Raw genomic sequence first — 23059 nt, forward strand, 5'->3', positions numbered from 1 at the left:
AGAGGAAGATCACCATGTCCGTCACACCATTACCGCGACGCCGCAAGCTGGGTCCGTGGATGGCGACCGCGCTGGTCGTCGGCAACATGATCGGCTCGGGCGTATTCCTCCTGCCCGCCTCCCTGGCCGCTTTCGGCAGCGCGAGCCTGCTGGCCTGGGCGCTCACCGCCGCCGGCGCGTTGCTGCTCGCTCTGGTCTTCGCGAGACTCGGCCGCGCCTACCCCCGAAGCGGCGGCCCCTACGCTTACGCCCGCCGTGCCTTTGGCGACTTCATCGGATTCCAGACGGCCTGGGGATACTGGATCGCGGTCTGGGTGGGCAATGCCGCCATCGCGGTGGCGTTCGTCAGCTACCTCGGCTACTTCTGGCCCGCGCTGACCGATACCGCGCTGACCGCCTCGGTGCTGGCACTGGCGGCCGTCTGGTCGCTGACCGTGGTCAACATCCGGGGCGTGCGGCAGGGCGGCTGGGTACAGCTCGTCACCACCGTCGCCAAGCTACTGCCACTGATCGGCTTGGCCGTGGCCGCGCCGTTCTTCGTCGACAGCGGCGACTTCACCCCGTTCAACCCCAGCGACCAGGGCACCTTCGGGGCCGTCACGGCCGCTGCGGCGCTGACTCTGTGGGCGTTCATCGGCATCGAGTCGGCCACCGTGCCCGCCGAGGACGTCGAGAACCCCGAGCGGACGATCCCGCGGGCCACCGTGATCGGCACCATCGTCTCCGCCGCCGTCTACATCCTGGGTACCGTCGCGGTGTTCGCCGCCGTGCCCCGCACCCTGCTCGCCCAGTCCACGGCGCCGTTCGCGGACGCCGCCGAGGCGATGTTCGGCGGCTGGGCCGGCACCGCGGTCGCGATCGGCGCGATTGTCAGCGCGTTCGGCGCGCTCAACGGCTGGATCATGCTGCAGGGGCAGGTGCCGCTGGCGGCCGCCCGCGACGGGCTGTTCCCGCAGGTGTTCGCCAAGCTGTCGCGCTGGGGCACCCCGGCCGTCGGGCTGATCGTCTCCAGCGTCCTGGTCACCGCCCTGATGGTGCTCAACTACAACGCCGGCCTGGTTGAGCAGTTCGACTTCGTGATCCTGCTGGCCACCCTCACGACCTTGATCCCGTACGCGTACGCGGCGGCCGCGCAGCTCATGCTGGCGCTCACCGACCGCGAGCGCTTCTCCGGCGGGCGGCTGGCGGCCGACCTCACGATCGCGGGCCTGGCCTTCGCCTACGCGCTGTGGACGATCGCCGGATCGGGCTACGAGGTGGTCTACAAGGGGACGTTGCTGCTGCTCGCCGGTATCCCGGTCTACGTGTGGCTCAAACACCGTGCCCACGACACCACGGTCCAGATCAATAGGAAGGCGGCATGACGGTGTTCCATGTCGACAGCGAGGTAGACCGGTTACGGCAGGTCATCTTGCACCGGCCCGGGTTGGAACTGAAGCGGCTGACCCCCACCAACTGCGATGAGCTGCTCTTCGACGATGTGCTGTGGGTTACGCGCGCCCGCCAGGAACACGACGCGTTCGCCGACACCCTGCGCGAGCGCGGCGTCATCGTCCACCTGTTCGACGAACTGCTGGCCGAGACGCTCAAGCTGGATCAGGCCCGCGCGTGGGTGTTGGACCGCGTCGTCACCGAGGCCGCCTTCGGCCCCACCCTGGCGCCGCCGCTGCGTGAGGCACTGGAGGAGATGCCATCCGACGCTCTCGTACGACACCTCATCGGCGGGCTCACCAGGCGCGAACTCGGCCTGCGCATCGACAGTCTGCGCCTGGCGGGGCTCGGCGAGGATGACTTCGTCCTGCCGCCGCTGCCCAACCACCTGTTCACCCGAGACGCCTCCGCCTGGATCTACGGCGGCGTGTCCCTGCACCCGATGGCCAAGCCGGCTCGCCGCCGGGAGACCACGCATGTGGCCGCCGTGTACGCCTTCCATCCGTTGTTCGCCGGGAGGGCGCCGATCTGGTATCCGGCCGAGGCAGAGCAGCCGGCCACCATCGAGGGCGGCGACATCCATGTCGTCGGAGACGGTGCCGTCCTGGTCGGGATGAGCGAGCGCACCACGCCGCAGGCGATCGAGCTGCTGGCCCGGCGCCTGTTCCAGGCGGAGGCCGCCGAACGTGTCATCGTCGCCGCCCTGCCGAGGAAGCGGGCGTTCATGCACCTGGACACCGTGATGACCATGGTCGATCGCGGCGTCTTCGTGGCTTACCCGGAGCTGGCGCCGCTGCGCTCGTTCACACTCACTCCCGGCATGCGGGTACGCGAGAACGACGACCTGTTCGAGGCACTTGGCACGGTCAGTGTGTTGCGCGCGGAGCAGGACGTCTGGGCCGCCGAGCGCGAGCAGTGGGACGACGGCACCAATGTCCTGGCCATCGCCCCAGGCGTGGTCGTCGCCTACGAGCGCAACGTCACCACCAACACCATGCTGCGCAAGCACGGCATCGAGGTCATCACCATTCCCGGCGCCGAGCTGGGCCGCGGCCGGGGCGGTCCCCGGTGCATGAGCTGCCCCATCGAAAGGAGCCCGCTGTGAAGGACTTGCTGCGTGTCGCCGACCTGTCCCCGGACGACCTCGCCCACCTGCTCGACCGTGCCGAACGCTTCGCCCGCCGGCCCCTCGGCGCACGCGAACTGCTCAGCGGCCGAACCGTGCTGCTGTACTTCGCCAAGCCGTCCACCCGCACCCGCATCTCCTCCGAGACCGCCGTGGTCCGCCTCGGCGGGACGCCGCTCACCGTCGGACCGGCCGAGCTCCAGCTCGGCCGCGGTGAGACCATCGGCGACACCGCCCATGTCGTCAGCTCCTACGCCTCCGCCGTCGTCATCCGGACCTTCGACGACGACGAGGTGAGAGCCTTCGCCCGCTCGGCGCACGTCCCGGTGATCAACGCTCTCACCGACGGCCACCACCCGCTGCAGGCGCTCGCCGACCTCATGACGCTGCGCGAGTACGTCGGTGATCTGCGCGGACGCAAGATCGCCTATGTCGGTGCCGCCACCAACGTCACGCACAGCCTCATGGAGGCCGCCGCCCTGGCCGGGCTGTCCATGGCCGTCGCAACCCCCGCCGGGTACGCGCCCGACCCGGCCGTCGAAGCCGTGGCCAGGAAACTGTCCACCGGCGGGGAACTGCTTCTGACCGACGATCCCCGCGAGGCGGTCGCGGGCGCGGACGCCATCTACACCGACGTGTGGCTGTCCATGGGCGATGCGGCGGAGGAGAAGACGGCGCGCGTCGCCGCGCTGACCCCGTACCAGGTCACCGCCGGCCTGATGGCCGTCGCCCGCCCCGGCGCGATTTTCCTGCACTGCCTGCCCGCTCACCGCGGTGAGGAGGTCACGGCGGAGGTGATCGACGGCCCCGCGTCCCAGGTGTTTCACCAGGCGGCCAACCGGCTGCCCACGGCGCAGGCCGTACTCGAAGCACTGTACAACCGCGACCTGGCAGGGGCGCTGTGAGGATCGTCATCGCGCTCGGTGGGAACGCGCTGCTGCACCGTGGCGAACGCGCCGACGCCGCGACGCAGATCCGCAACGTCGCGACCGCCGCCGAGCAGATAGCGCGCGTGGCCGCGCGCCACCAGGTCCTCATCGTGCACGGCAACGGCCCCCAGGTGGGGCTGCTGGCCGAGGAGAGCGAGCGCGACCCCACTCTGGACCGCGGCTATCCCCTGGACACCCTGGTGGCAGAGACGCAGGGCATGATCGGCTACTGGCTGGCGCGCGGCGTCGGCCGCCGCCTGCCCGACACTCATGTGGCCGCGCTCATCACCCAGGTACGCGTGGACGCCGCCGATCCGGCCTTTGACCGTCCCGAGAAGCCTATTGGACCGTACTATCCGGCGGCCGAGGCCGAGCGGTTGGCAGGACAGCGCGGCTGGACCTTTACCCGGGACCGGCACGGCATGCGGCGCGTCGTCCCCTCGCCACGGCCCATCGGGATCATCGAGTTGCCGATCATCCGGCGCCTGCTGGACGACGGCTGCCTGGTGATCGCGGGTGGGGGAGGTGGGGCGCCCGTCACGGCCGGCCAGACGGGAGTGGAAGGCGTCGTGGACAAGGACCTGGTCGCCGCGCTCCTCGCCGAGCAGGTCGGGGCCGATCTACTGGCCGTCCTCACCGACGTGCCCTACGTGTACGCCGAGTACGGAACGCCTCGCGAGCATCCCATCCTGCACGCCGCGCCTGGCGAACTGGACGCCGGATCGTTCGCGGCCGGCTCCATGCGGCCGAAGATCAATGCTGTCTGCGCGTTCAGCGGCGCCACCGGACGACCTTCGGTCATCGGCGCCCTCGACGAACTGGAGGCGGTCGTGACCGGCGCTCGCGGCACCCGGATCCAGCCAGGACCAAAGTCCCCCTGAAGACGAGAGGAACGCCCCACGCGGCACGGCCTGTCCAGTGGAGTGGCTTTGGTCCTCAATGCGAGAGCCGAACGATCAGTACGCGGGCGCCTGCCAAGTCCCGATACCATCGCAGATGGTCATGAAGTCGGCGCCGGCTGCCTGCGTTCGGGGGTGGGGGCCGCGGCCAGGCGGACACCGATGAGGATCAGTGTGGCGCCGGCGAGCAGGAGGACCGCGGTGGCGATGAACAGCCCTGCGGTGAGTCCGGCCAGCCAGGGCAGAGTGGCGGCCAGTTTGAGATCGGCGGTTACCGGGGAGGTGCCGTCGGCGTTCATGATCACGACTGTCCAGTCGCCCGGCTGGACGTCCCACTCCACATTCCCTGAGCCGCGGGCCGCCCAGAAGGTCTGCGAGCCGGGCAAGGTGTCCGGTCTGCCGCCGGGGTGGTGCTGGTAGCCGATGTCGCCGCCGGTGCCGCGGGTGATCTGGTCGTGGGCCACACCGTTCAGATAGGAGACGGTGTCGGCTCGGCGGGCGATGCCCACGAATAGCGGCGCGCTGGTGCCGGTGGCCTCGACGCGGACCTGGCCCACCAGGTCACGCAGGAACTCCACGCCCTGGCCGCTGACGGCGATCTGCTCGGTGGTCAACGCGTACGTCGTGGTGGTGACCCGTCCGGCGTTCGTGGCGATGAAACCATCGCTGCCACGAGCTCGGTCCAGGAGACCCGAAGCGGTGCCCGTAACGGTGGTGCCGATCGCGCCGAAGGCCAGCAGGGCGCCCATGGTGATGGCCACGATCGAGCCCGCGCTGTGTCGTACCGGAACATGGGCGGATGGAGGCGTGGTTTCGAGCCTGGGCAGTTCATGCCCGCCCTGCTCCAGGCGGAAGGGTGGGTAGGCGTCGGTCATGAGGCAGGCGTAGGCGGCCACGCGCAGTGCCCACCGGTTCATGCCGAGTACAAGGTCGAAGATGCCGTGTGGGTAGCGGCCGGTGAACAGCAGGAAGGCGGCGGCGATGAGGACGAGCAGCCCGATCAGGCCGCCCCAGTCCAGGGTGTAGAGCACGCCGCCCGCGTCGGGTAGGCCGCTCCGCCAGGAGATGACGCTGCCGCTGGTGAACAGGCCCACGATCAAGTAGTGCGGGATGGCCAGCAGCCACCATTTGACCAGCACCAGCCCCCGCGAGAGCCGCTCGGGGTAGTCGATCTCCAGCGTGGCAGGGTAGTCCGGGGCCAGGCCGAGGGTGAACGGCGGGTAGCGATCGGTTCCTAAGGCGCCGTAGCTATAGTAGGCCACCCGCCAGGTCCAGCGCAGCACGCCGAGGTTGAAGTCGAACAGCGCGCGTGGATAGCGGCCGGTGAACAGGATCGCGAAGAACGCGACGACGGTGAGCACGCCGAAGGCGATCCACAGGAAGCCGAGCACGATGTAGTGGGGAATCGCCAGGATCCACTTGACGATCCACAGGGCCCGGTTGAGCGGTTCTTCCAACCTGGCCTCGACACGCATGGGATAAGGGTTCATCCATCCAGCCCATCAGCCGGGGCACCAGGTGGCAGCAGCCGAAAGTCCTCAGTACGAGCGCTATTGGGCCTTTGCCGCAGCGGCTCACGGAGCCCGTGTCCTGCCCGCGACCCGCGCCAGATCCGGCAGGCGCTGTCTGAACGTCCCTTGGAAACACGACCCCGTCGTCACGGTGCCTGACCTGGCGGGCGGGGCTCGACCTCCCACTCGTGGCGATCGAACCCCTGCTCGCTACGTTCACCGGCGTCTCGCTGTTCGCTCCATCCCGGCCGGTCGGCCGGAAAGGCCGAAAGCCTCCTTGAGTAGGGACTTTCGCCGCTGTCGGCGGGGTGTGTTCCGTTGCGACCATGACCTTGAGTCGAGGTTTCGCTCAAGGAGGGTGACATGGGAGTCATGAATCCCCCCGCCGGCCCTTGGGACGGATGGGGCCACATGTGGGGCAATGGATTGGGATTGTTGGGGGGTGGCTTCATGATGCTGTTCTGGATCGGCCTCATCGCCCTGGTGGGATGGCTGGTCGCCCGGACGGTCGCGGGCCAGGGCTTCAGCTCGCCGCCCGAACGCTCTGGTCTCGAGCGGGCGCGTGAGGTGCTCGCTGAGCGGTACGCCAGAGGCGCGATCTCCACCGAGGAATACCGGGACAAACTCGATCATCTCAGCCGCACGGAATAGCCGGTTCAGCGTCGAGGACGCTGAGTTTCGATAGGGGTCGAAGGTCCCGTACCGTGGGGACCGTTGCCTCTGAACGCCGAGGCCGGACCGCCGGACGATGGCGGCATGAGAATCGGAATCAATGGGTTCGGCAGGATCGGCCGGGCCGTCCTGCGCCGCGCGCTCCGCACTGACCTGGAGATCGTCGCCATCAACGACATCACCGACGCGGCCGCACTGGCCCACCTGCTCAAGCACGACTCCACCTATGGCGCGCTCGACCTTCCCGTCGCCGCCTCCAGCGACGCTCTGACCGTCAACGGTATGAGCATCGCGGTCAGCGCTCACGCCGACCCCGCCGAGATCGACTGGCGTGCCCACGGCGTGGAGCTGGTCATCGACGCCACCGGCCGCTTCCGGACCAGGGACGCGCTGGCCGGCCATCTGAAGGCGGGTGCTCGCAGGGTGCTGTTGTCGGCTCCCGGCAGGGGCCTGGACGTCACCATGGTGCCCGGCGTCAACGACGCTGTTTACGATCCGGCCCGGCACGAGATCGTCTCGCTGGCCTCGTGCACCACCAACTGCGTCGCTCCCATGGTCAAGGTGCTGCACCAGAGCTTCGGCCTGGTGCGCGGGTTCATGACCACCATCCACGCCTACACCGGTGACCAGATGCTGCTGGACGGGCCGCACAAGGACCCGCGCAGAGCGCGTTCGGCCGCGGTGAACATCGTGCCGACCACCACCGGCGCGGCCCGCATGGTCGGCCAGGTGCTGCCCGAGCTGGACGGCAGGTTGGACGGCATCGCCATCAGGGTTCCCGTCGAAGACGGCTCGATCACCGACCTGAGCGCGCGGCTCTCCCGCCCGGTCACCGCGCAGGAGGTCAATGACGCCTTCGCCGCCGCTGCCGCCGGCGAGCTGCATGGCATCCTGCGCTACAGCACCGATCCGCTTGTCTCCCGCGACATCATCGGTGACGCGGCCTCATGCGTGTTCGATTCCGGGCTCACCCAGGCCGGCGGCGATCTGATCAAGGTGTTCGGCTGGTACGACAACGAGTGGGGTTATGCCAACCGCCTGGTCGAGATGGCCCAGCGAATGGCATGACGCCGCAGGCGCCTTCTGGTTCGGGACATTCGTCCCTTCGGCTCACCGGCCGTGGATGCGGCGGCCGGTGATCTGGAGCGGGATGATGCGGATGTAGAGCCGCCGGTCGCCACCGGCCCACGGGGTGACGTCGGAATCGGTGACCTTGGCCAGCTCATCCTGCGGCACGTGGTGGGCAGGGCCCTGAATGAGGACGCTCCATCCCTCACGCTGGGCCTCGTCCAACCTGTCGACCTCGAACCCGATTTTGATCTCCACGCCTTCCAGGCCGGTGCGCAGGTCCTGGTCCATCGGGCCGCCCGGCGCGGTGCGGAACACGATGGCGCCGTCATGGAGCTTGTAGTTGACGGGCAGAATCGTCGGCCCATGCGAGCCGTTGAACGCCACTCGGCCGACACCGCCGGGCGCGATCAGGCGCAGGCATTCCGCGGGCTCAAGCACTTCCAGGACCGGGTCGGCCGAGGCGGGGCCGCCACCCGGCGGACGATCTTGACCGCCACCCAGCAGGTCTTGAACGGTGGTCTCCAGCGCGGTGGCCAGGCGCGCCAGCGCCTCGATGTTCGGGGGGCTCAGGTGCCCTTCGAGGTACTGGACATACCCGGTGGACATCTCCGCGCGGTCGGCGACCTGCTCGTGGGTGAGGCCCAGCCGTTCGCGATGGTGAATCATGCGACGTCCGAAGTCGCCGGTGCCTGTCATGAACGTCTCCTTGTCATCAGTGGTGAAGGTGCGGCCGGTGCCGCTTGGCAGGGTGACGCCGTCAATGCGGGTTCTGTCGTGATCAACGTCGATGTCCAGTTGATGGTCGGGGTAGCCGGTGAACTGGCTGATCACGCCGTCGTGGAAGTCCCTCGTAGGCGAGGGTCCAGGGATTCATCGCCGTACGGCAGGGACGCGGCCGGTGACGGCCAGCTCGGCCAGGTCCGTCACCACGGCGTCCGCTCCGGCGCGGCGCATCGCGGCGCTTCCGGAACCCGTCCGGTCCACCCCGACGACCAGGGCGAAGGCGCCCCTGCGTCCGGCTACGACACCGGGCAGCGCGTCCTCCACGATCGCCACCTCGCCCGCCGCAAGCTCCAGCCGCTGGGCGGCCTCCAGGAACAGCGCCGGGTCAGGCTTGCCGGGCAAGCCCAGCCGGGCGGCCTCGGTGCCGTCGACCAGCACGTCGAACAGGTGCGTCAGCCCTGCGGACGAGATCACCGCGCGGCAGTTCCTGCTCGCCGACACCACAGCGGTACGGCATCCGCGCCGCCGCAACTCGTGCAGCAAGTCCACGGTCGAGGGGAAGGCGGCCACTCCATGCTCGGTGATCTCCTGGACGAACAGTGCGTCCTTGGCCAGCCCGAGGCCGTACACGGTCAATGCGCCCGGCTTGTCCTGTGGCCCGCCTTCGGGCAGGGCGATGCCACGGGAGGCCAGGAACGTGCGGACCCCGTCCAGACGCGACCGCCCGTCGACATAGCGCAGGTAGTCGGCACGGATGTCGAACGGGGTGGAACGGCCGCGCAGGAAACCGTCGAACACGTGCTTCCACGCCGCCGCGTGCACCCTGGCGGTGTCGGTGACCACACCGTCGGTGTCGAAGACGACGCCACGGAGCCGCGTCAGATCGATGGCTGCCATGCCCATGACGCTACGCACCCGTCACTGGGGCGAACAGGGTCCTTCGGGGCCTGTCCGACGGACTTCCGGCCCTATGACGACGCTCTGTGAGCGGGTCGGATGGAGAGGTGACGAAGGAGGGCGGATCATGATCATCGTAGGTGTGGATGGTTCGATGACCGCGCGGGCCGCGGTGGAGTGGGCGGTCAACGACGCTTTGTGGATGGGGGAGCCGTTGCGGATCGTGCATGCGGTGGACCGCTCGCCGTATCAGATCGGCAGGTTCCCTAACGCGGCGTTGCCTGATGTGCTGCTGCGTGAGGGGCATCGGATCTTGCGTGAGGCGTTGGCTCTGGCTCGTGAGCGTCAGCCCGATGTCGAGGTTATGACGCGGGACGTCGAGGGTGCGCCGGCTGAGGTGCTGCGTGAGCAGGCTCGGGAGGCGAGTGAGATCGTGCTCGGCAGTCGGGGGCTCGGTGGGTTCGCCGGTGCGTTGCTGGGTTCGGTCAGTACGCATGTGGCGGGTCAGGTGGGGTGTCCCGTTGTGGTCGTGCGTGGTGATCATCGGCCGGTGCGTGGGGAGGTCGTGGTCGGTGTGGACGACTCGCCGGCGTGTGAGGCCGCGCTGGCTTATGCCTTCCGGCAGGCCGAGCTGCGGGGGGCCGCGCTGAGGGTGGTGCATGCCTGGCAGTTGCCGGTGCATGCGTATGCGCCTGGGGTGCCGTACGAGATGGACGAGGTCCGCATCGCGCAGCACCAGATCGTCCGCGACCGGGTGGGAACCTTCAAGAGGGGCTATCCGCGGGTGCGGGTGGTTGAGGATGTTCAGCCGGCGCAGCCGGTGGAAGCGCTGACCGACGCCTCGGCGGGAGCCGACCTGCTGGTGGTGGGCTCGCACGGCCACGGCACGGTGGGCGCGATGCTGCTCGGCTCGGTCAGCCGCGGCGTCCTGCACCACACCCGTTGCCCGGTGGCGGTGGTACGCGCATAGAGGCCCTCCGCCGACAGGGAAGTCGCGGACGAGGTACGGGGACATAAGAAGTTGTGGTGGCTGGGCATCTTCGTCCAGCCGATCGGACCCATCGCTTACCTGATGTGCGGGCGCCAGACCGGCTGGTCGACCCGATCGTCGCATGGGTACCCGCGGACCCCGTTGCACGACCTGCTGTCGCGGTGGGTGGTGCTCGCGGAGATCATCGGCCGCAGGAGCGGCGCGAGGCCGCTCGTGCCGGTCCAGAACAGCCAGAAGGGGGCCACGCTCTCGGTGATCGGCCGCGGCTCCCGACCGTGGTGACGCAATCCGGAGAGCGGCGCGCCGTCGCAGGTCACCTGGCGCGATGCGACGTATGCGGGCCATGCGACGGTCAGTCGCGGCCCGGTGAAGGTGGAAGCCGCGGCGCGCGCGATCGGTGACATCACTGGCCGTTGCGAAACAGGGCCGATCGCCCCTGACGGGACGCGACTTCGGTCTCTGGAGGCGAGGCGCGGGTGACGCGGCATCGGCCGGGGTTCGAGAACAGCCCACTTCCGGGCACGGCCGGGCGTCACCGGCAGTGCCGGACGGCTCGTGGGCTGGTGCCGAAAGTCCCTGCCCAACGCAGAGGGCCGCGACAAGAGTGGAGGGCATGACCATCCTGTCCCAACCCCGAAGCGGGCTGACCGCCGTCGAAGCGGCGGAGCGGCTGGCCGCCGATGGCCCGAACGCGCTGCCTGCGGCTCGCCGTGTCTCTCCCGTGGCGTTGCTGCTGCGCCAGATGGTGCATTTCTTCGCCCTGCTGCTGTGGGGAGCGGCCGCGCTCGCCCTGTTGGCCGGGATGCCGCAGCTGGCCGTGGCGATCACGGTGGTCGTGCTGCTCAACGGGGGCTTCGCCTTCGCCCAGGAGTACCGCGCCGATCGGGCCACGCAGCGGTTGCGGGAGCTGATCCCGGCCAACGTGGTGGTCAGGCGGGACGGCAGGCGCACGCTGATCGGCGCGGCTGATCTGGTGGTCGGAGACGTCGTGCTGCTGGAGGCGGGAGATCGGATCTCGGCCGACCTGGAATTGGCCGAGGTGCACGGGCTGGCCGTCAACGAATCCATGCTGACCGGGGAGAGCCGTCCCGCCCGGCCGCGAGCGGGTGACGCGGTCTACGCGGGCACGTTCGTGGTAGAGGGGGAGGCCGAGGCCGTCGTGGCGGCCACCGGGGCGCGTACCCGGCTGGCCGCTATCGCCAAGCTGACCAGGGAGGCGATCAGGCCGCCCAGCCCGCTGGCCGTCCAGCTCGGCAAGGTCGTCAAGGTCGTCGCCGGGATCGCGGTGGCCGTCGGCACGGCGTTCTTCGGGCTGGCCGTGCTGCTCGGGATGGAGCCGGGGCAGGGTTTCCTGTTCGCCATCGGCGTCACGGTCGCGCTGGTACCCGAAGGGCTGCTGCCCACCGTCACACTGTCCCTGGCCCGCGCCGCCCAGCGGATGGCCGCCCGCAACGCCCTGGTACGCCACCTGGAAGCGGTGGAGACGCTCGGCTCGGCCACGTTCATCTGTACCGACAAGACCGGCACGCTGACCCGCAACGAGATGACCGTGGCCGAGATCTGGGCGCCGTCGAGCTCACCCGCCGAGGTCATGCGCACGGCGGTGCTGAGCTCCACCGGCCGCCTCAGCGGCGGCAAGCCCGTGGGCGACCCCATGGAGGTGGCCCTGCACGTCGAAGCGCTGCGCCTCGGAGCCGACGTGGAAGGGCAGGTCACCCGGCGCTTCCCCTTCGACCCGGCACGGCGCCGCGCTTCCGTCGTGGTGGACGGCCGGCTGCACCTGAAAGGCGCACCGGATGCCGTGCTGCCGCTGTGCCGGGCCGCACCTGGGGCCGATGACGAGCTGGCCCGGATGAGCGATCACGGCCTGCGAGTGCTCGCCGTCGCACGCGGTGACACGGCTGAGGAGTCAGAGCTGGAACTTCTTGGCCTGGTCGGGCTGTACGACCCGCCGCGCGAGGATGTGGCCGAGGCGATCTGGAAGTGCCGGCTCGCCGGGATCAAGCTGGCCATGCTCACCGGTGACCATCCGCGCACCGCCCGCGCCATCGCCGCCGAGGTCGGGCTGCTCGGCCCGGACGAGCTGGTGGTCACCGGCGCCGAGTTGCCCGCCGACGACGCCGCGCTGGGCGAGCTGCTCGACCACGACGGCGTGGTGATCGCCCGCGTGACGCCGGAGGACAAGCTGCGCATCGCCCGGGCCTTGCGCGGGCGCGGGCACGTGGTGGCGATGACCGGTGACGGCGTCAACGACGCGCCGGCGCTGCGCGAGGCCGATATCGGCATCGCCATGGGCAAGTCGGGCACCGACGTCGCCCGCGAGGCCGCCGACCTGGTGCTGCTGGATGACCACTTCGCCACCATCGTCGGCGCGGTCGAGCTGGGCCGGGCGACCTACGCCAACGTGCGCCGCTTCCTTACTTACCACCTGACCGACAACGTCGCCGAACTCACCCCGTTCGCCATCTGGGCGCTGTCTCTGGGCACCTTCCCTCTCGCCCTGACCGTGCTGCAGGTTCTCGCCCTCGATATCGGCACCGACCTGCTGCCCGCCCTCGCCCTGGGCGCCGAACCGGCCAACCCGCGCACCATGCAGGGCCCGGCCCGCACCGGCAACCTCATCGACCGCCGCCTGCTCGTCCGCGTCTTCGGCGTGCTGGGGCCCGCCCAGGCCATGGCCGAGATGGGCGCGTTCGTCGGCGTCCTGCTGCTCGGCGGCTGGCACTTCGGCACTGCCCCGAGTCCCGGCCTGCTCGCCGCCGCCTCGGGTACGGCCTTCGCCGCCGTCGTGCTCGGCCAGCTCGCCAACGCCTTCGCCTGCCGCAGCGAATCCCGCTGGGTCGGGCGCATCCGCTTGCGCACCAACCCCCTGCTGCTCGGCGCGATCGCCTTCGAAGCCGTGCTGCTGCTGGCCTTCCTCGGCCTGCCACCCGTCTCGAACCTGCTCGGCGGCGCCTTCCCAAGCGCCGCGGGATGGGCACTGGCCGCGCTGGCGATTCCCGTCATGATCCTGGCGGACACCGCGCACAAGGCATGGCGAGCCAAGCGCGCACGTGAAGACGCGGGCTCTCGACCGGATACGACCGGATCAGTATCTGTTATGGCGGCACCTCCACCTGGTAGTGGGCAACTGCCATGAACCACATCGGCTCGGACTTCTCCGCGCAGCCGCTGGACGAGGCTGAACCCGGTGATCGTCGTACGGGACCCGGCCAGCTGCCCGCACGAGAATCATGCCGTCTACCTGGGTGTTTATGCAGGATCCTCGTGGTGGACAGGTAGTTCGTGACGTCGAGATCGGCGCTGAGAAGAATCACGCGGGGTTGTCTCGCTCACCGGAACAGGCCCGTTGAATGAAACAGGACATTGGCCTGATTATCACCCAATGTCCCTTATCTACCCGTCGTCTCGCCTCCCCGCCCCCGATGCCGACGGTGAACCCCAGCCGGTGGCGATCGCCTACCCGGCCGAGCCCGACGGGTCGGCGAACAGCGTGCTGGGCAAGGTACGGCTGATCCTCGAGGCGTTCGGCCCGGATGACGAGAGCCTGGGCCTGTCCGAGATCGTCCGCCGCACCGGAGTCGCCAAGGCGTCGGTCCACCGGCTGGCCCAGGAACTGCTGCAATGGGGCCTGCTGGAGCGGCGCGGCTCCGAGTACTGGCTGGGCATGCGCCTGTTCGAGATCGGGCAGCGCGTCCCGCGCCAGCGGATCCTGCGCGACGCGGCGCGGCCGTTCATGGAGGACCTCTACCAGGCGACGGGCGAGACCATCCATCTGGCGGTGCTGGACGGGCTGGAAGTGATCTACCTGGAGAAGGTGTCGGGCCACGGTCAGGTGTCCAGGCCGTCGCGCATCGCCGGGCGCATGCCGCTGCACTGCACGGCGACCGGCAAGGCCCTGATCGCCTTCGGCCCGGGGGCGCTCTTCGGCGACGTGGTGGCCACCTCCCTGGCGCGCGTGACCCCCCGTACGATCACCGCGCCCAAGCTGCTCGCCCAGGAGATCCAGCAGGCCCGCAAGACCGGGTACGCCATCGAGCGGGAGCAGACCCGCGTCGGCTACCTCAGCGTCGCCATCCCGCTCACCGGCGCCACCGGAACGGTGGTCGCGGCGCTGTCGGTGACGGCGCCGACCTTCCGTGCCGATGTCAACAAGTACGTGGGGCTGTTGAGCATGGTGAGCAGGCGCATCACGAAGTCGATCATGGTCGCCGACGGCGGCAGAAGCTGACACCGGCAACGAGGCGCCAGGACCTGCCTGCCCGGCGGGGACGTCGGCCAGGACGGGCCTGTCCGTCGGGAGCGTCGGCTATGAGGCGCCCTCGAGTGGCGTGCCTGTCAGGAATGTCGTCACGATCCCTGCCACCTCCGCTGCCTTGTGCTCCATGAGCGGGATCATGCCGCCCTCGACCACGGCCGACGTCACGCTCAGCGCCCCGGTGAGGTTCTCCCGGAGCGGCGCCATGGCCGGCAGCGCGAACGGGTCCGCCGCTGCGCCCAGCAGCAGCACCGACGTCTTGACCGAGCCGATCTTGTCCTCCATGTAGTACCGCGCGCACGCCCGATGCCCCTCCGCGGGATCGACCCCGGGCGCCAGGGCGTCGTGGACGAACCGGTCGAGCAGGCCCGTGGCCGGGTCGGGATAGTACGGCTGCCGCAGCCGCCACAGCGTCAGCAGGTGGTCGCCACCGGGGGAGTGCACGGCCTCGTCCACCCCCGGACCGTCCGCGTGGGACCGGCGGAATCGGGAGTCGGTCCACGGAGTCGACGACAGGACGAGCAGCCCGACCCGCTCCGGCGCGGACGCCGCCAGTTCGACCGCCACCACGCCGCCGGTGTGGTGGCCCAGGACGTCGGCGCACTCGATGTCCAGGGCGTCCAGCAGCGCCAGCGCGCCGGCCGCGAAGAGCTCGATCGTGTGGGGTGCCGGGGCCTTCGCGCTGGCCCCGAAACCGACCATGTCCATGGCGATGACGCGCCGGTGCGGCGCCAGGAGGGGGATCAGCTCCCGGAACTCGTCCCATGATCTCGGGGTCTGATGCAGCAGCAGGAGAGGGCGGCCCGCGCCCTGCTCGGCGTAGTGCAGCTGGCCGAACGGCGAGTCGGCGTACCCGAATCGAAGGGGCGGCGTAATGTCCAAAACATCCTCTTATGTCGGGCGGAGGTAAGGTGGCTTTCCCATCCGGAGTCTTGCCGGGCGCATCGGCGATCACTACCGGAGGGGACCGGTGACCGGACCGGCGTGAAGGAGTCCCGATGTCGTCACAGATGTTCGCTGCGGCGTCCGGCTCCGGCGATGACGCGGACTACCCCAACTCGGTGCTCGGCAAGGCCCAGCTCCTGCTCGGCGCCTTCGAGTCGGGGGCCTTCGAGCTCCGGCTCAGCGAGCTCAGCCGGCGCTCAGGGGTGCCGAAGGCGTCGGCGTACCGGCTCGCGCAGGAGCTGGTGCAATGGGGGCTGCTCGAACGCAGGGGGGACGTCTACCAGCTCGGCATGCGGATGTTCGAGCTGGGGCAGCGGGTGCCGGTGGCGGCGGTGCTGCGTCGGGTGGCCCGGCCCCTGCTCATCGACCTGTTCGCCGCCACCCGGGCGACCATCCACCTGGCGGTCCTCGACGGCGGCCATGTGCTGTACGTGGAGAAGGTCGCGGGTGAGGCGAACGTCCATACGCACTCCCTGGTCGGCGGGCGGCTGCCCGCGTCGTGCACGGCGACGGGGAAGGTCCTGCTCGCGACGTCCCCCGACAGGGAGGAGCGGCTCCGCCGCCTCGCGCTGACCGGCTGGCCGTCCCTGACGCCACGGACGGTCGGGTCCGTCGAAGACCTGCGCCGCCAGCTTGAGGTGGTCAGGGAACGTGGTTACGCCGTTGAGACGGAGGAGATCCTTCTGGGGTTCGGCAGCATGGCGGTGCCCGTCGTGCGCGCTGACGGAACGGTCGTCGCGTCGGTGTCGGCCGCGGCACCGCTGGCGCGCCTGGTGACCAGGCGGCTGCTGCCCGAACTCCGCTCGACCGCCGCGGGCATCGCCCTGGCCATCGACCGCCGGACATGACCTGGCCGAGGCAGCGGACCGCCTCGGCCTCGGAGGCTCAGGCGACGCGGTTCCGGTCGGCGGCGAGTTGGAGGGCCACGTCGATGATCATGTCCTCTTGCCCGCCGACATACCCCGCCTCGCCGACCCGCTGCAGGATCTCGTGCGCGGGCACGTCGTACCTCAGCGCGGCCCGCTCGGCGTGCAGCAGGAAGCTGGAGTACACCCCGGCGTACCCCTGGGTGATCGCGGAGCGGTCGGCGAACGGCAGGCGCGGCAGGAACGGCTTGACCACGTCCTCGGCGGCGGCGAGTGCGCCTTGGACGTCCACGCCGGTCGGGACGCCGAGCCGTTCGAAGGTGGCGACCAGCACCTCGGTGGGCGCGTTGCCCGCCCCGGCGCCGAGCGCGCAGAGCGCGCCGTCGATCTGGCGGGCGCCGTTCTGGGCGGCCAGGACCGAATTGGCCACGCCGAGGGACAGGTTCTGGTGGCCGTGGAAGCCCACCTGCGCCTCATGGCCGATCTCGGCGACGAGCGCGCTGACGCGCGCCTGCGCCTCGCCGAGCACGAGGGCGCCGGCGGAGTCCACCACGTAGACGCACTGGGCGCCGCCGTCCACCATGATCCGTGCCTGCCGGGCCAGCTCGGCCGGGCCGATGCGGTGCGACAGCATGAGGAAGCCGACGGTCTCCATGCCCAGCTCGCGCGCGGCGGCGAAGTGCTGGAGGGAGACGTCCGCCTCGGTGCAGTGGGTGGCGATCCTGGCCACCGACGCGCCCGCGCCGTGCGCCTGCTTGAGGTCCTCCACCGTGCCGAGGCCCGGAAGCAGCAGTACGGCGATCTCGGCGGAGACCGCCTCGTCCACCGCGGCGGCGACCAACTTGATGTCGTCCTCGAGAGAGAACCCGTAGTTGAAGGACGAGCCGCCGAGACCGTCACCGTGCGTGACCTCGATCACCTCAACCCCGGCCTGGTCCAGGGCGTGGACGACACCACGTACCTGCTCCTCGGTGAAGCGGTGGGCCATGGCGTGGCTGCCGTCACGCAGTGTGGAGTCGGTAAGCCTGATCTTCTCGGTCACGCGGAGACCTTTCCGAGCGCGAGCTGCTCGCCCACGCGGGCGGCCGCGGCGGTCATGATGTCGAGGTTGCCGGCCCACGGCGGCAGGTAGTCGCCGTTGCCGCGCACCTCCAGGAACACGGCCACGCGGGCATGACCGTTCCAGACCTCGCGCGGGCCGTCGAACTGGGGATCGGCGCGCAGGGCGTAGCCGGGCACGTACGCGGCGACGTCGGCCACCATCGCGTGGATCGAGGCGGCGATGGCGTCGGTGTCGGCGTCGGCGGGGATCGCGCAGAACACGGTGTCCCGCATGATCATCGGCGGGTCGACCGGGTTGAGGATGATGATCGCCTTACCCCGGTCCGCGCCGCCGACCTGTTCGATGGCGCGGGCGGTGGTCTGGGTGAACTCGTCGATGTTGGCCCGGGTGCCCGGTCCGGCCGAGCGTGAGGCGATCGAGGCGACGATCTCGGCGTACGGCACCGGCACCACGCTGGAGACCGCGTGCACGATCGGGATCGTCGCCTGCCCGCCGCACGTGATCATGTTGAGGTTGGGCACGTCCGACAGATCGGCCAGGTTCACCGGAGGGCACACGAACGGTCCGGCGGCGGCGGGCGTCAGGTCGATGGCCTTGATCCCGGCCTCGGCGTAGCGCGGGGCGTTGGCCAGGTGCGCCTTGGCCGAGGTGGCCTCGAAGACCAGGTCCGGCAGCCGGTCCTGGGCCAGGAGCCAGTCCACGCCGCCCGCGGACGCCTCGACGCCTAGGGCGCGGGCACGGGCCAGGCCGTCGGAGGCCGGGTCCACCCCGACCATGGAGTGCACGTCGATCGCTTCGCTGCGCAGCAGCTTGACCAGCAGGTCGGTGCCGATGTTCCCGGGGCCGACGATGGCGGCGCTCAGCCTGGTCAAGCGATCTCCTCCTGGAAACGGGCGGTCACGGTGCCGATCCCGGCGAAGGTGGCGCTGACGATGTCCCCGGCGGTGACCGGGATGGCCACGGTGACCGAGCCGGGCAGGACGACGTGTCCCGCCTCCAGGGCGACACCCTGCTCGCCGAGGGTGTTGGCCAGCCAGACCAGCGCGTTGAGCGGGGAACCGAGTACGGCGCCGCCCGCCCCCGTCTGGACCAGGTCGCCGTTGCGGTGCAGCAGGCAGCCGGCCAGCGCCAGGTCCACGGTCTCCAGCCGGATCGGGCGGGTGCCGAGCACCACGCCGCCGCTGGAGGCGTTGTCGGCGATGGTGTCGGCCAGGGTGATCCGCCAGTCCGCGATCCGGGAGTCGATGATCTCCAGCGCGGGCAGCAGGAAGTCCACCGCCGCGGCGGCCTCGGCCGTGGTCACGCCGGGCCCGGACAGGGGGCGCTTGAGCACGAAGGCGATCTCCGGCTCGATCCGCGGCTGCAGGAAGCGGCCGGTGTCGATCGGGGCGCCGTCCAGGTGGAACATGGAGTCCAGCAGGTGTCCGTAGTCGGGCTGGTCCACGCCGAGCTGGCGGCGCATCGCCGCCGAGGTCAGGCCGACCTTGTGACCTTTGACGACCGCGCCGTCCGCGACCAGTGCGTCGATCTGGTGGCGCTGGATGGCGTACGCGTCCGCCACCGACAGCTCCGGATAGGTGGTGGTAAGTGGCTGGATCGGGTCGCCGGTACGGTACGCCGCCAGCAGATCGGCGGCGGCCTTCTCCACGGAGCCTGGCTCCACAATCGCTCCTCTCGCAGTTCTTGACATGGGTCGTTCATAAGTGCCGACGCGGCCGGAAGGGGGCCGCGTCGGCGCTGGGTCTACGAGGGGAACGTGCTGTGCATCCAGCGGGCCGACACCTGCGCGCTCTCGTAAGGGTCGGCGATGTCGGGACGGTCCACCTCGACCATCAGCCAGCCGTCGAAGTTGCCGGGCAGGTTGGCGATGATGCCGGGCAGGTCGAGCTCACCCCGGCCGGGTTCGACCCACAGCCCGGCGAGGACGGTCTGCTGGTAGCCCCAGTCCTTCTCGCGCCCTTCGGCGGCGACGCTGAGCCGGCAGTCCTTCACGTGCACGAACGGGATCCGCTCGGCGTAGTCCTTGACGAACCGGCCGACGTCGGCGCCGGCCCACGCCAGGTGCCCCGTGTCGGGCAGGAAGCCGAGCCGGGAGGCCGGAATGGCGTCGAGCACCGCCCGGCCCTCCTCCTCGGTCTCGATCCAGGTGCCGACGTGCGGGTGCAGCGACGGCCGGACGCCCTCGGCGACCATGGCGTCGGCGATCCGCCCGATCAGCGCCGTCACCGCCTCGACGCGGGAGTCGTCGGCGTCGTACGCCTGCGCGGGGTGCGCCACCCGCGGCTTGTCCTTGCCCATGCCCATGCCCAGACCGATCTCGGTCATGCCCAGCCGGGCATGCTGGCGGGCGGTCTCGGCGGCGCCGGCCACGACGTCGTCCTCGGTGCCGTCCCTGCCATCGGAGCGGCAGACGAAGTAGCCGGGCGCGAGCGTCAGGCCGGTCTCCTCCAGGAGCGCCTGGTACTGCTCCACGGTCCAGCCGGCCGGGACCTCCGCCATGACGGAGTCGAATCCGGCCTGCTTGATCAGGGACAGCCGCTGCTTCGGCTCGGGCGCGAGGGACGGGTCCAGCCATCCGTCGGCGCTGGCCATCCATTGGATCGGGTTGAGCGCGATCTTCGGGGTGCCGGACATATGGCTTCCTTTCAATAGATGGGGGGTCAGGATTTGGGGGCGAGCTCGCCGGCGAAATGGCAGGCGGCCCGCTGGCCGGTGGCCGTGAGGGTGAGCTGGGGGTCGACCTCGGTACAGATCGTCCGCTCCGGGTTGGCCAGCGGGCCGATCGGGCACCTGGTACGGAACCGGCAGCCGGAGGGCGGGTTCGCCGGACTGGGCAGATCACCGGGCAGCACGATGCGCTCGCGCGAGCGCGCCGAGACCGCGGGGACGGGCGACGACGACAGCAGGGCGGCGGTGTAGGGGTGCTGCGGGTTGCCGTAGACGTCGGCGGCGTCGCCGTGCTCCACGATCCGGCCGAGGTACATCACGGCGACGGTGTCGCTGAGGTGACGCACGACCGACAGGTCGTGGGCGATGAACAGGTAGCCGAGCCCGAGTTCGTTCTGCAGCTTCTCCAGCAGGTTGATGATCTGCGCCTGGATCGACATGTCCAGCGCGGAGACCGGCTCGTCGAGGATGAGCGCGCGCGGCTGCCGGGCCAGCGCGCGGGCGATCCCGATCCGCTGGCGCTGGCCGCCGGAGAACGCGTGGGGGTAGCGGTCGAGGTACTCGGGGCGGAGCCCGACCTGCGTCATCAGGGATCGCGCCTCGTCCTCGCGCTCGCGCCGGCCGATGCCTCTGAAGGCGAGCGCCTCGGCCAGCGACTGCCGGATGGTGCGGCGCGGGTTCAGTGACGCGTACGGATCCTGGAAGAGGTACTGCACCGAGGAGCGGACCCGGCCCAGATCCTCCTCGCCCAGCGCGCTCACGTCGGCGCCGTCGATGAGGATCGATCCGTCGGCGACCTGGTTGATGCCGACGATGCTGCGCGACAGCGTCGACTTGCCGCAGCCGCTCTCGCCCACCAGCCCGAGCGTTCGGCCCTGATGCACGGTCAGGCTCACCGAGTCGACGGCGTATACGGGTGGCTCGCGGTGGAACAAGCCGCGCCGCCGGGATCCGACGTCGACCCTCAGATCGCGGACCTCCAGCACGGCCGTGGCCGCCGGGGGAGCGGCCTGCTCGTTCCGGGTGGTGACGGCGGGCCCGTCCGACGCGGGGGCGGCGGGTTCGTCGGGCGCGGAGCCGGTGCGGCCGGGGTCGTCGACGGAGACGTCGACGGCACGCTGGGCGACGAAGCAGGCCGCCGCCTGCCCCGCGTCACCGATCCGCAGCAACGCCGGTGGCTCCTGCTCGCAGGCTTCCTCGGTGAAACGGCACCGAGGGGCGAACGGGCAGCCGGGTGGCGGCGCGGCGGGGTCGGGCGGCGCTCCCGGGATCGCGGGCAGCGGCTGGCCGATCCGGTCGTCGTCCAGGCGCGGCATGGCGGCCAGCAACGCCGCGGTGTAGGGATGGCGCGGACGCTCGAAGACCTGCTCGACGGTCCCCTTCTCGACCGTGCGACCGCCGTACATGACGACGACGTCCGTGCAGAGCTCGGCCACCACACCCATGTCGTGGGTGATGATCGCGATGGCGATGCCCAGCTCGGTGCGGAGCCTGGCCAGCAGGCGCAGGATCTGCGCCTGGATGGTGACGTCCAGAGCCGTGGTCGGCTCGTCCGCCACCAGCAGCGCGGGGTCGTTGGCCAGGGCGATCGCGATGACGACGCGCTGGCGCATACCGCCGGAGAACTGGTGCGGATAGTGGTCGATCTTCGTCTGCACGTCGGGGATGCCGACCTGCTCCAGGAGCTCGATCGCGCGCTCGCGCGCCGCCCGCTTGTCGACGCCGTGCACCGTCATGGCCTCGACGATCTGGTCGCCCACCTTCATGACGGGGTTGAGCGCGGACTGCGGGTCCTGGAAGACCATCGCCACCTTGCTGCCGCGCCGCCGCCGCATCTCGCGTTCGGGCAGCGTGAGCAGGTCCTCGCCGTCGAAGCGGATGGAGCCGGCGACGACCTCGCCCGGCGGGCGCAGCATGCGCATGATGGATCGGGCCGTCACCGACTTGCCCGAGCCGGACTCGCCGACGATGCCCAGCACGTCGCCCGGATAGATGTCGAAGCTGACGTCGTTGACGGCCTTGACGCCGCCCTTCTTCAGGCGGAACTCCGTACGCAGGCCCTCGACACGCAGGAGCGGCACACCCTTGCCCGTCTTCGGTAGTGGTGACTCGGTGGCGTTGGGGGAGGTCATCGGCGGTTCACCGCCTCGTTGAGCGCGTCCGACAGCAGGCTGAAGCCGATCGCGAGCAGGAGAAGGAGCAGGGCGGGGCCGATGATGTACGTCGGCGCCTGGGTGACGAAGCGCAGGCCGTTGTTCAGCAGCACGCCGAGCGAGGGCGTCGGCGGCTGCACGCCGAGGCCGACGATGCTCAGTCCGGCCTCGATGTAGACGCCGACGACCATCCAGACGGCGCCGTTGACGACGATCGCGTCCATCGCGTTCGGCAGGACGTGGCGGACGAGCAGCTGCCATCGCGAGACGCCGATCACCCGGGCGGCCAGGACGTACTCCCTGCTCTGCTGACTCAGCCACGCGCCGCGGGCCAGGCGCCCGGCGGTGGGCAGGCCGCTGATCAGGATCGTCAGGAAGAGCGCCGGCCAGCCCGGCTGGAGGATGGCGACCAGGCAGATCCCCAGGATCAGGCCGGGGAAGCCGATGATCACGTCGAGCAGTCGCTGCACGGCGGCGCCCAGGCGTTCGGAGATCGCGCCGGTCAGACCGAGCAGCGTGCCGATCGCCATGCTGAGGGGGACCGCGGTGAGGATGAGGCTCAGGTCGATGCGCAGGCCGTAGACGCTGCGGACGAAGATGTCCCGGCCGAACTCGTCGACGCCGAAGATGTGCGCGCCCGACATGCCGGTCAGCGACTGCGGGCCCTGCTGGTCGTAGCCTCCCGGGAACAGCACGGGCGCCAACAGGGCGGCCAGTCCCAGGAGGAGGAGCATCGACAGCCCGACCACGCCCTTCGGCGTACGGAAGGCGGACAGGTAGCGAGCCAGGGTCGGGTTCACACGTCGGCGGGCCTGTGGCGGCGCCGCGTCGGAGGTTGCCAAGGGGCCAGATGTCAG

General features: G+C 70.3%; 21 protein-coding genes. 10 read left to right on the top strand and 11 right to left on the bottom strand.

The features are described from left to right. The first annotated feature begins 14 nt into the window (after positions 1-14). Genes ACQP2T_RS26650 through ACQP2T_RS26665 form a run of 4 tightly spaced genes read left to right on the top strand, consistent with a single transcriptional unit; the run spans position 15 to position 4367 of the window. Positions 15-1364: an amino acid permease gene (locus ACQP2T_RS26650; protein WP_433518766.1), complete on the top strand. Its 1350-nt coding sequence runs from the start codon at positions 15-17 to the stop codon at positions 1362-1364. Beyond that, a complete protein-coding gene (locus tag ACQP2T_RS26655) occupies positions 1361-2536 on the top strand; it encodes an arginine deiminase (protein WP_433518767.1) in 1176 nt (391 codons plus the stop codon). The genes ACQP2T_RS26650 and ACQP2T_RS26655 overlap by 4 nt, the downstream gene beginning before the upstream one ends. Beyond that, on the top strand, positions 2533-3462 hold the full coding sequence (gene argF / locus ACQP2T_RS26660; RefSeq protein ID WP_433518768.1) for an ornithine carbamoyltransferase: 930 nt from the start codon (positions 2533-2535) through the stop codon (positions 3460-3462). Before ACQP2T_RS26655 ends, argF begins: the two co-directional genes overlap by 4 nt. Next, the gene (locus tag ACQP2T_RS26665; protein ID WP_433518769.1) at positions 3459-4367 is read left to right on the top strand and encodes a carbamate kinase; all 909 of its coding nucleotides are present in this window, start codon (positions 3459-3461) and stop codon (positions 4365-4367) included. The genes argF and ACQP2T_RS26665 overlap by 4 nt, the downstream gene beginning before the upstream one ends. 119 nt (positions 4368-4486) lie before the next feature. On the opposite strand, the gene ACQP2T_RS26670 is transcribed toward ACQP2T_RS26665, so the two are convergent. Beyond that, positions 4487-5860 (bottom strand): DUF4389 domain-containing protein, encoded by a 1374-nt coding sequence (locus tag ACQP2T_RS26670; RefSeq protein ID WP_433518770.1) that lies wholly within the window; start codon positions 5858-5860, stop codon positions 4487-4489. A 486-nt stretch (positions 5861-6346) separates the two neighbouring features. Between ACQP2T_RS26670 and ACQP2T_RS26675 the strand changes: the two genes are divergently transcribed. Further along, positions 6347-6547, top strand: a complete 201-nt coding sequence (locus ACQP2T_RS26675) for an SHOCT domain-containing protein (protein WP_433518771.1) — start codon at positions 6347-6349, stop codon at positions 6545-6547. Positions 6548-6652: 105 nt separating this feature from the next. Beyond that, the gene (gap, locus tag ACQP2T_RS26680) at positions 6653-7636 is read left to right on the top strand and encodes a type I glyceraldehyde-3-phosphate dehydrogenase (protein ID WP_433518772.1); all 984 of its coding nucleotides are present in this window, start codon (positions 6653-6655) and stop codon (positions 7634-7636) included. A 42-nt stretch (positions 7637-7678) separates the two neighbouring features. Here gap and ACQP2T_RS26685 read toward each other — a convergent pair whose 3' ends face one another. Both ACQP2T_RS26685 and ACQP2T_RS26690 read right to left on the bottom strand, forming a co-directional pair. Then, positions 7679-8470, bottom strand: a complete 792-nt coding sequence (locus ACQP2T_RS26685; protein ID WP_433518773.1) for a helix-turn-helix domain-containing protein — start codon at positions 8468-8470, stop codon at positions 7679-7681. A 39-nt stretch (positions 8471-8509) separates the two neighbouring features. Further along, positions 8510-9259 carry an HAD family hydrolase gene (locus tag ACQP2T_RS26690; protein WP_433518774.1) on the bottom strand — a complete coding sequence of 250 codons (750 nt, stop codon included), beginning with the start codon at positions 9257-9259 and terminating at the stop codon, positions 8510-8512. Between the two features lie 127 nt (positions 9260-9386). On the opposite strand from ACQP2T_RS26690, the gene ACQP2T_RS26695 reads away from it, so the two are divergent. Beyond that, on the top strand, positions 9387-10229 hold the full coding sequence (locus tag ACQP2T_RS26695) for a universal stress protein (RefSeq protein WP_433518775.1): 843 nt from the start codon (positions 9387-9389) through the stop codon (positions 10227-10229). A gap of 95 nt (positions 10230-10324) precedes the next feature. On the opposite strand, the gene ACQP2T_RS26700 is transcribed toward ACQP2T_RS26695, so the two are convergent. Further along, positions 10325-10654 carry a hypothetical protein gene (locus tag ACQP2T_RS26700; protein WP_433518776.1) on the bottom strand — a complete coding sequence of 110 codons (330 nt, stop codon included), beginning with the start codon at positions 10652-10654 and terminating at the stop codon, positions 10325-10327. A gap of 209 nt (positions 10655-10863) precedes the next feature. On the opposite strand from ACQP2T_RS26700, the gene ACQP2T_RS26705 reads away from it, so the two are divergent. Next, positions 10864-13389, top strand: coding sequence for a cation-translocating P-type ATPase (locus ACQP2T_RS26705; protein WP_433518777.1), 2526 nt, complete (start codon positions 10864-10866; stop codon positions 13387-13389). A 246-nt stretch (positions 13390-13635) separates the two neighbouring features. Next, positions 13636-14481 carry an IclR family transcriptional regulator gene (locus ACQP2T_RS26710; RefSeq protein ID WP_433518778.1) on the top strand — a complete coding sequence of 282 codons (846 nt, stop codon included), beginning with the start codon at positions 13636-13638 and terminating at the stop codon, positions 14479-14481. Positions 14482-14559: 78 nt separating this feature from the next. On the opposite strand, the gene ACQP2T_RS26715 is transcribed toward ACQP2T_RS26710, so the two are convergent. After that, a complete protein-coding gene (locus ACQP2T_RS26715; RefSeq protein WP_433518779.1) occupies positions 14560-15390 on the bottom strand; it encodes an alpha/beta fold hydrolase in 831 nt (276 codons plus the stop codon). A 116-nt stretch (positions 15391-15506) separates the two neighbouring features. Here ACQP2T_RS26715 and ACQP2T_RS26720 point away from each other — a divergent pair, with 116 nt between their 5' ends. Then, the gene (locus ACQP2T_RS26720; RefSeq protein WP_433518780.1) at positions 15507-16301 is read left to right on the top strand and encodes an IclR family transcriptional regulator; all 795 of its coding nucleotides are present in this window, start codon (positions 15507-15509) and stop codon (positions 16299-16301) included. 37 nt (positions 16302-16338) lie between these two features. Here the strand turns inward: ACQP2T_RS26720 and dmpG are convergent, their stop codons facing one another. The 6 genes from dmpG to ACQP2T_RS26750 form a co-directional block, all read right to left on the bottom strand. After that, on the bottom strand, positions 16339-17361 hold the full coding sequence (gene dmpG, locus ACQP2T_RS26725; protein WP_433518781.1) for a 4-hydroxy-2-oxovalerate aldolase: 1023 nt from the start codon (positions 17359-17361) through the stop codon (positions 16339-16341). Beyond that, positions 17358-18254, bottom strand: coding sequence for an acetaldehyde dehydrogenase (acetylating) (locus ACQP2T_RS26730; protein ID WP_433518782.1), 897 nt, complete (start codon positions 18252-18254; stop codon positions 17358-17360). Before ACQP2T_RS26730 ends, dmpG begins: the two co-directional genes overlap by 4 nt. Continuing rightward, positions 18251-19045: a 2-keto-4-pentenoate hydratase gene (locus ACQP2T_RS26735; RefSeq protein WP_433518783.1), complete on the bottom strand. Its 795-nt coding sequence runs from the start codon at positions 19043-19045 to the stop codon at positions 18251-18253. The genes ACQP2T_RS26730 and ACQP2T_RS26735 overlap by 4 nt, the downstream gene beginning before the upstream one ends. Before the next feature lie 80 nt (positions 19046-19125). Next, positions 19126-20016 (bottom strand): sugar phosphate isomerase/epimerase family protein, encoded by an 891-nt coding sequence (locus tag ACQP2T_RS26740; protein ID WP_433518784.1) that lies wholly within the window; start codon positions 20014-20016, stop codon positions 19126-19128. Positions 20017-20042: 26 nt separating this feature from the next. Further along, positions 20043-22181, bottom strand: a complete 2139-nt coding sequence (locus tag ACQP2T_RS26745; RefSeq protein WP_433518785.1) for an ABC transporter ATP-binding protein — start codon at positions 22179-22181, stop codon at positions 20043-20045. Then, on the bottom strand, positions 22178-23044 hold the full coding sequence (locus ACQP2T_RS26750; RefSeq protein ID WP_433518786.1) for an ABC transporter permease: 867 nt from the start codon (positions 23042-23044) through the stop codon (positions 22178-22180). The genes ACQP2T_RS26745 and ACQP2T_RS26750 overlap by 4 nt, the downstream gene beginning before the upstream one ends. Positions 23045-23059 lie beyond the last annotated feature (15 nt).

The sequence above is a fragment of the Nonomuraea sp. CA-143628 genome, assembly GCF_050942315.1.
Classification (GTDB): Bacteria; Actinomycetota; Actinomycetes; order Streptosporangiales; family Streptosporangiaceae; genus Nonomuraea.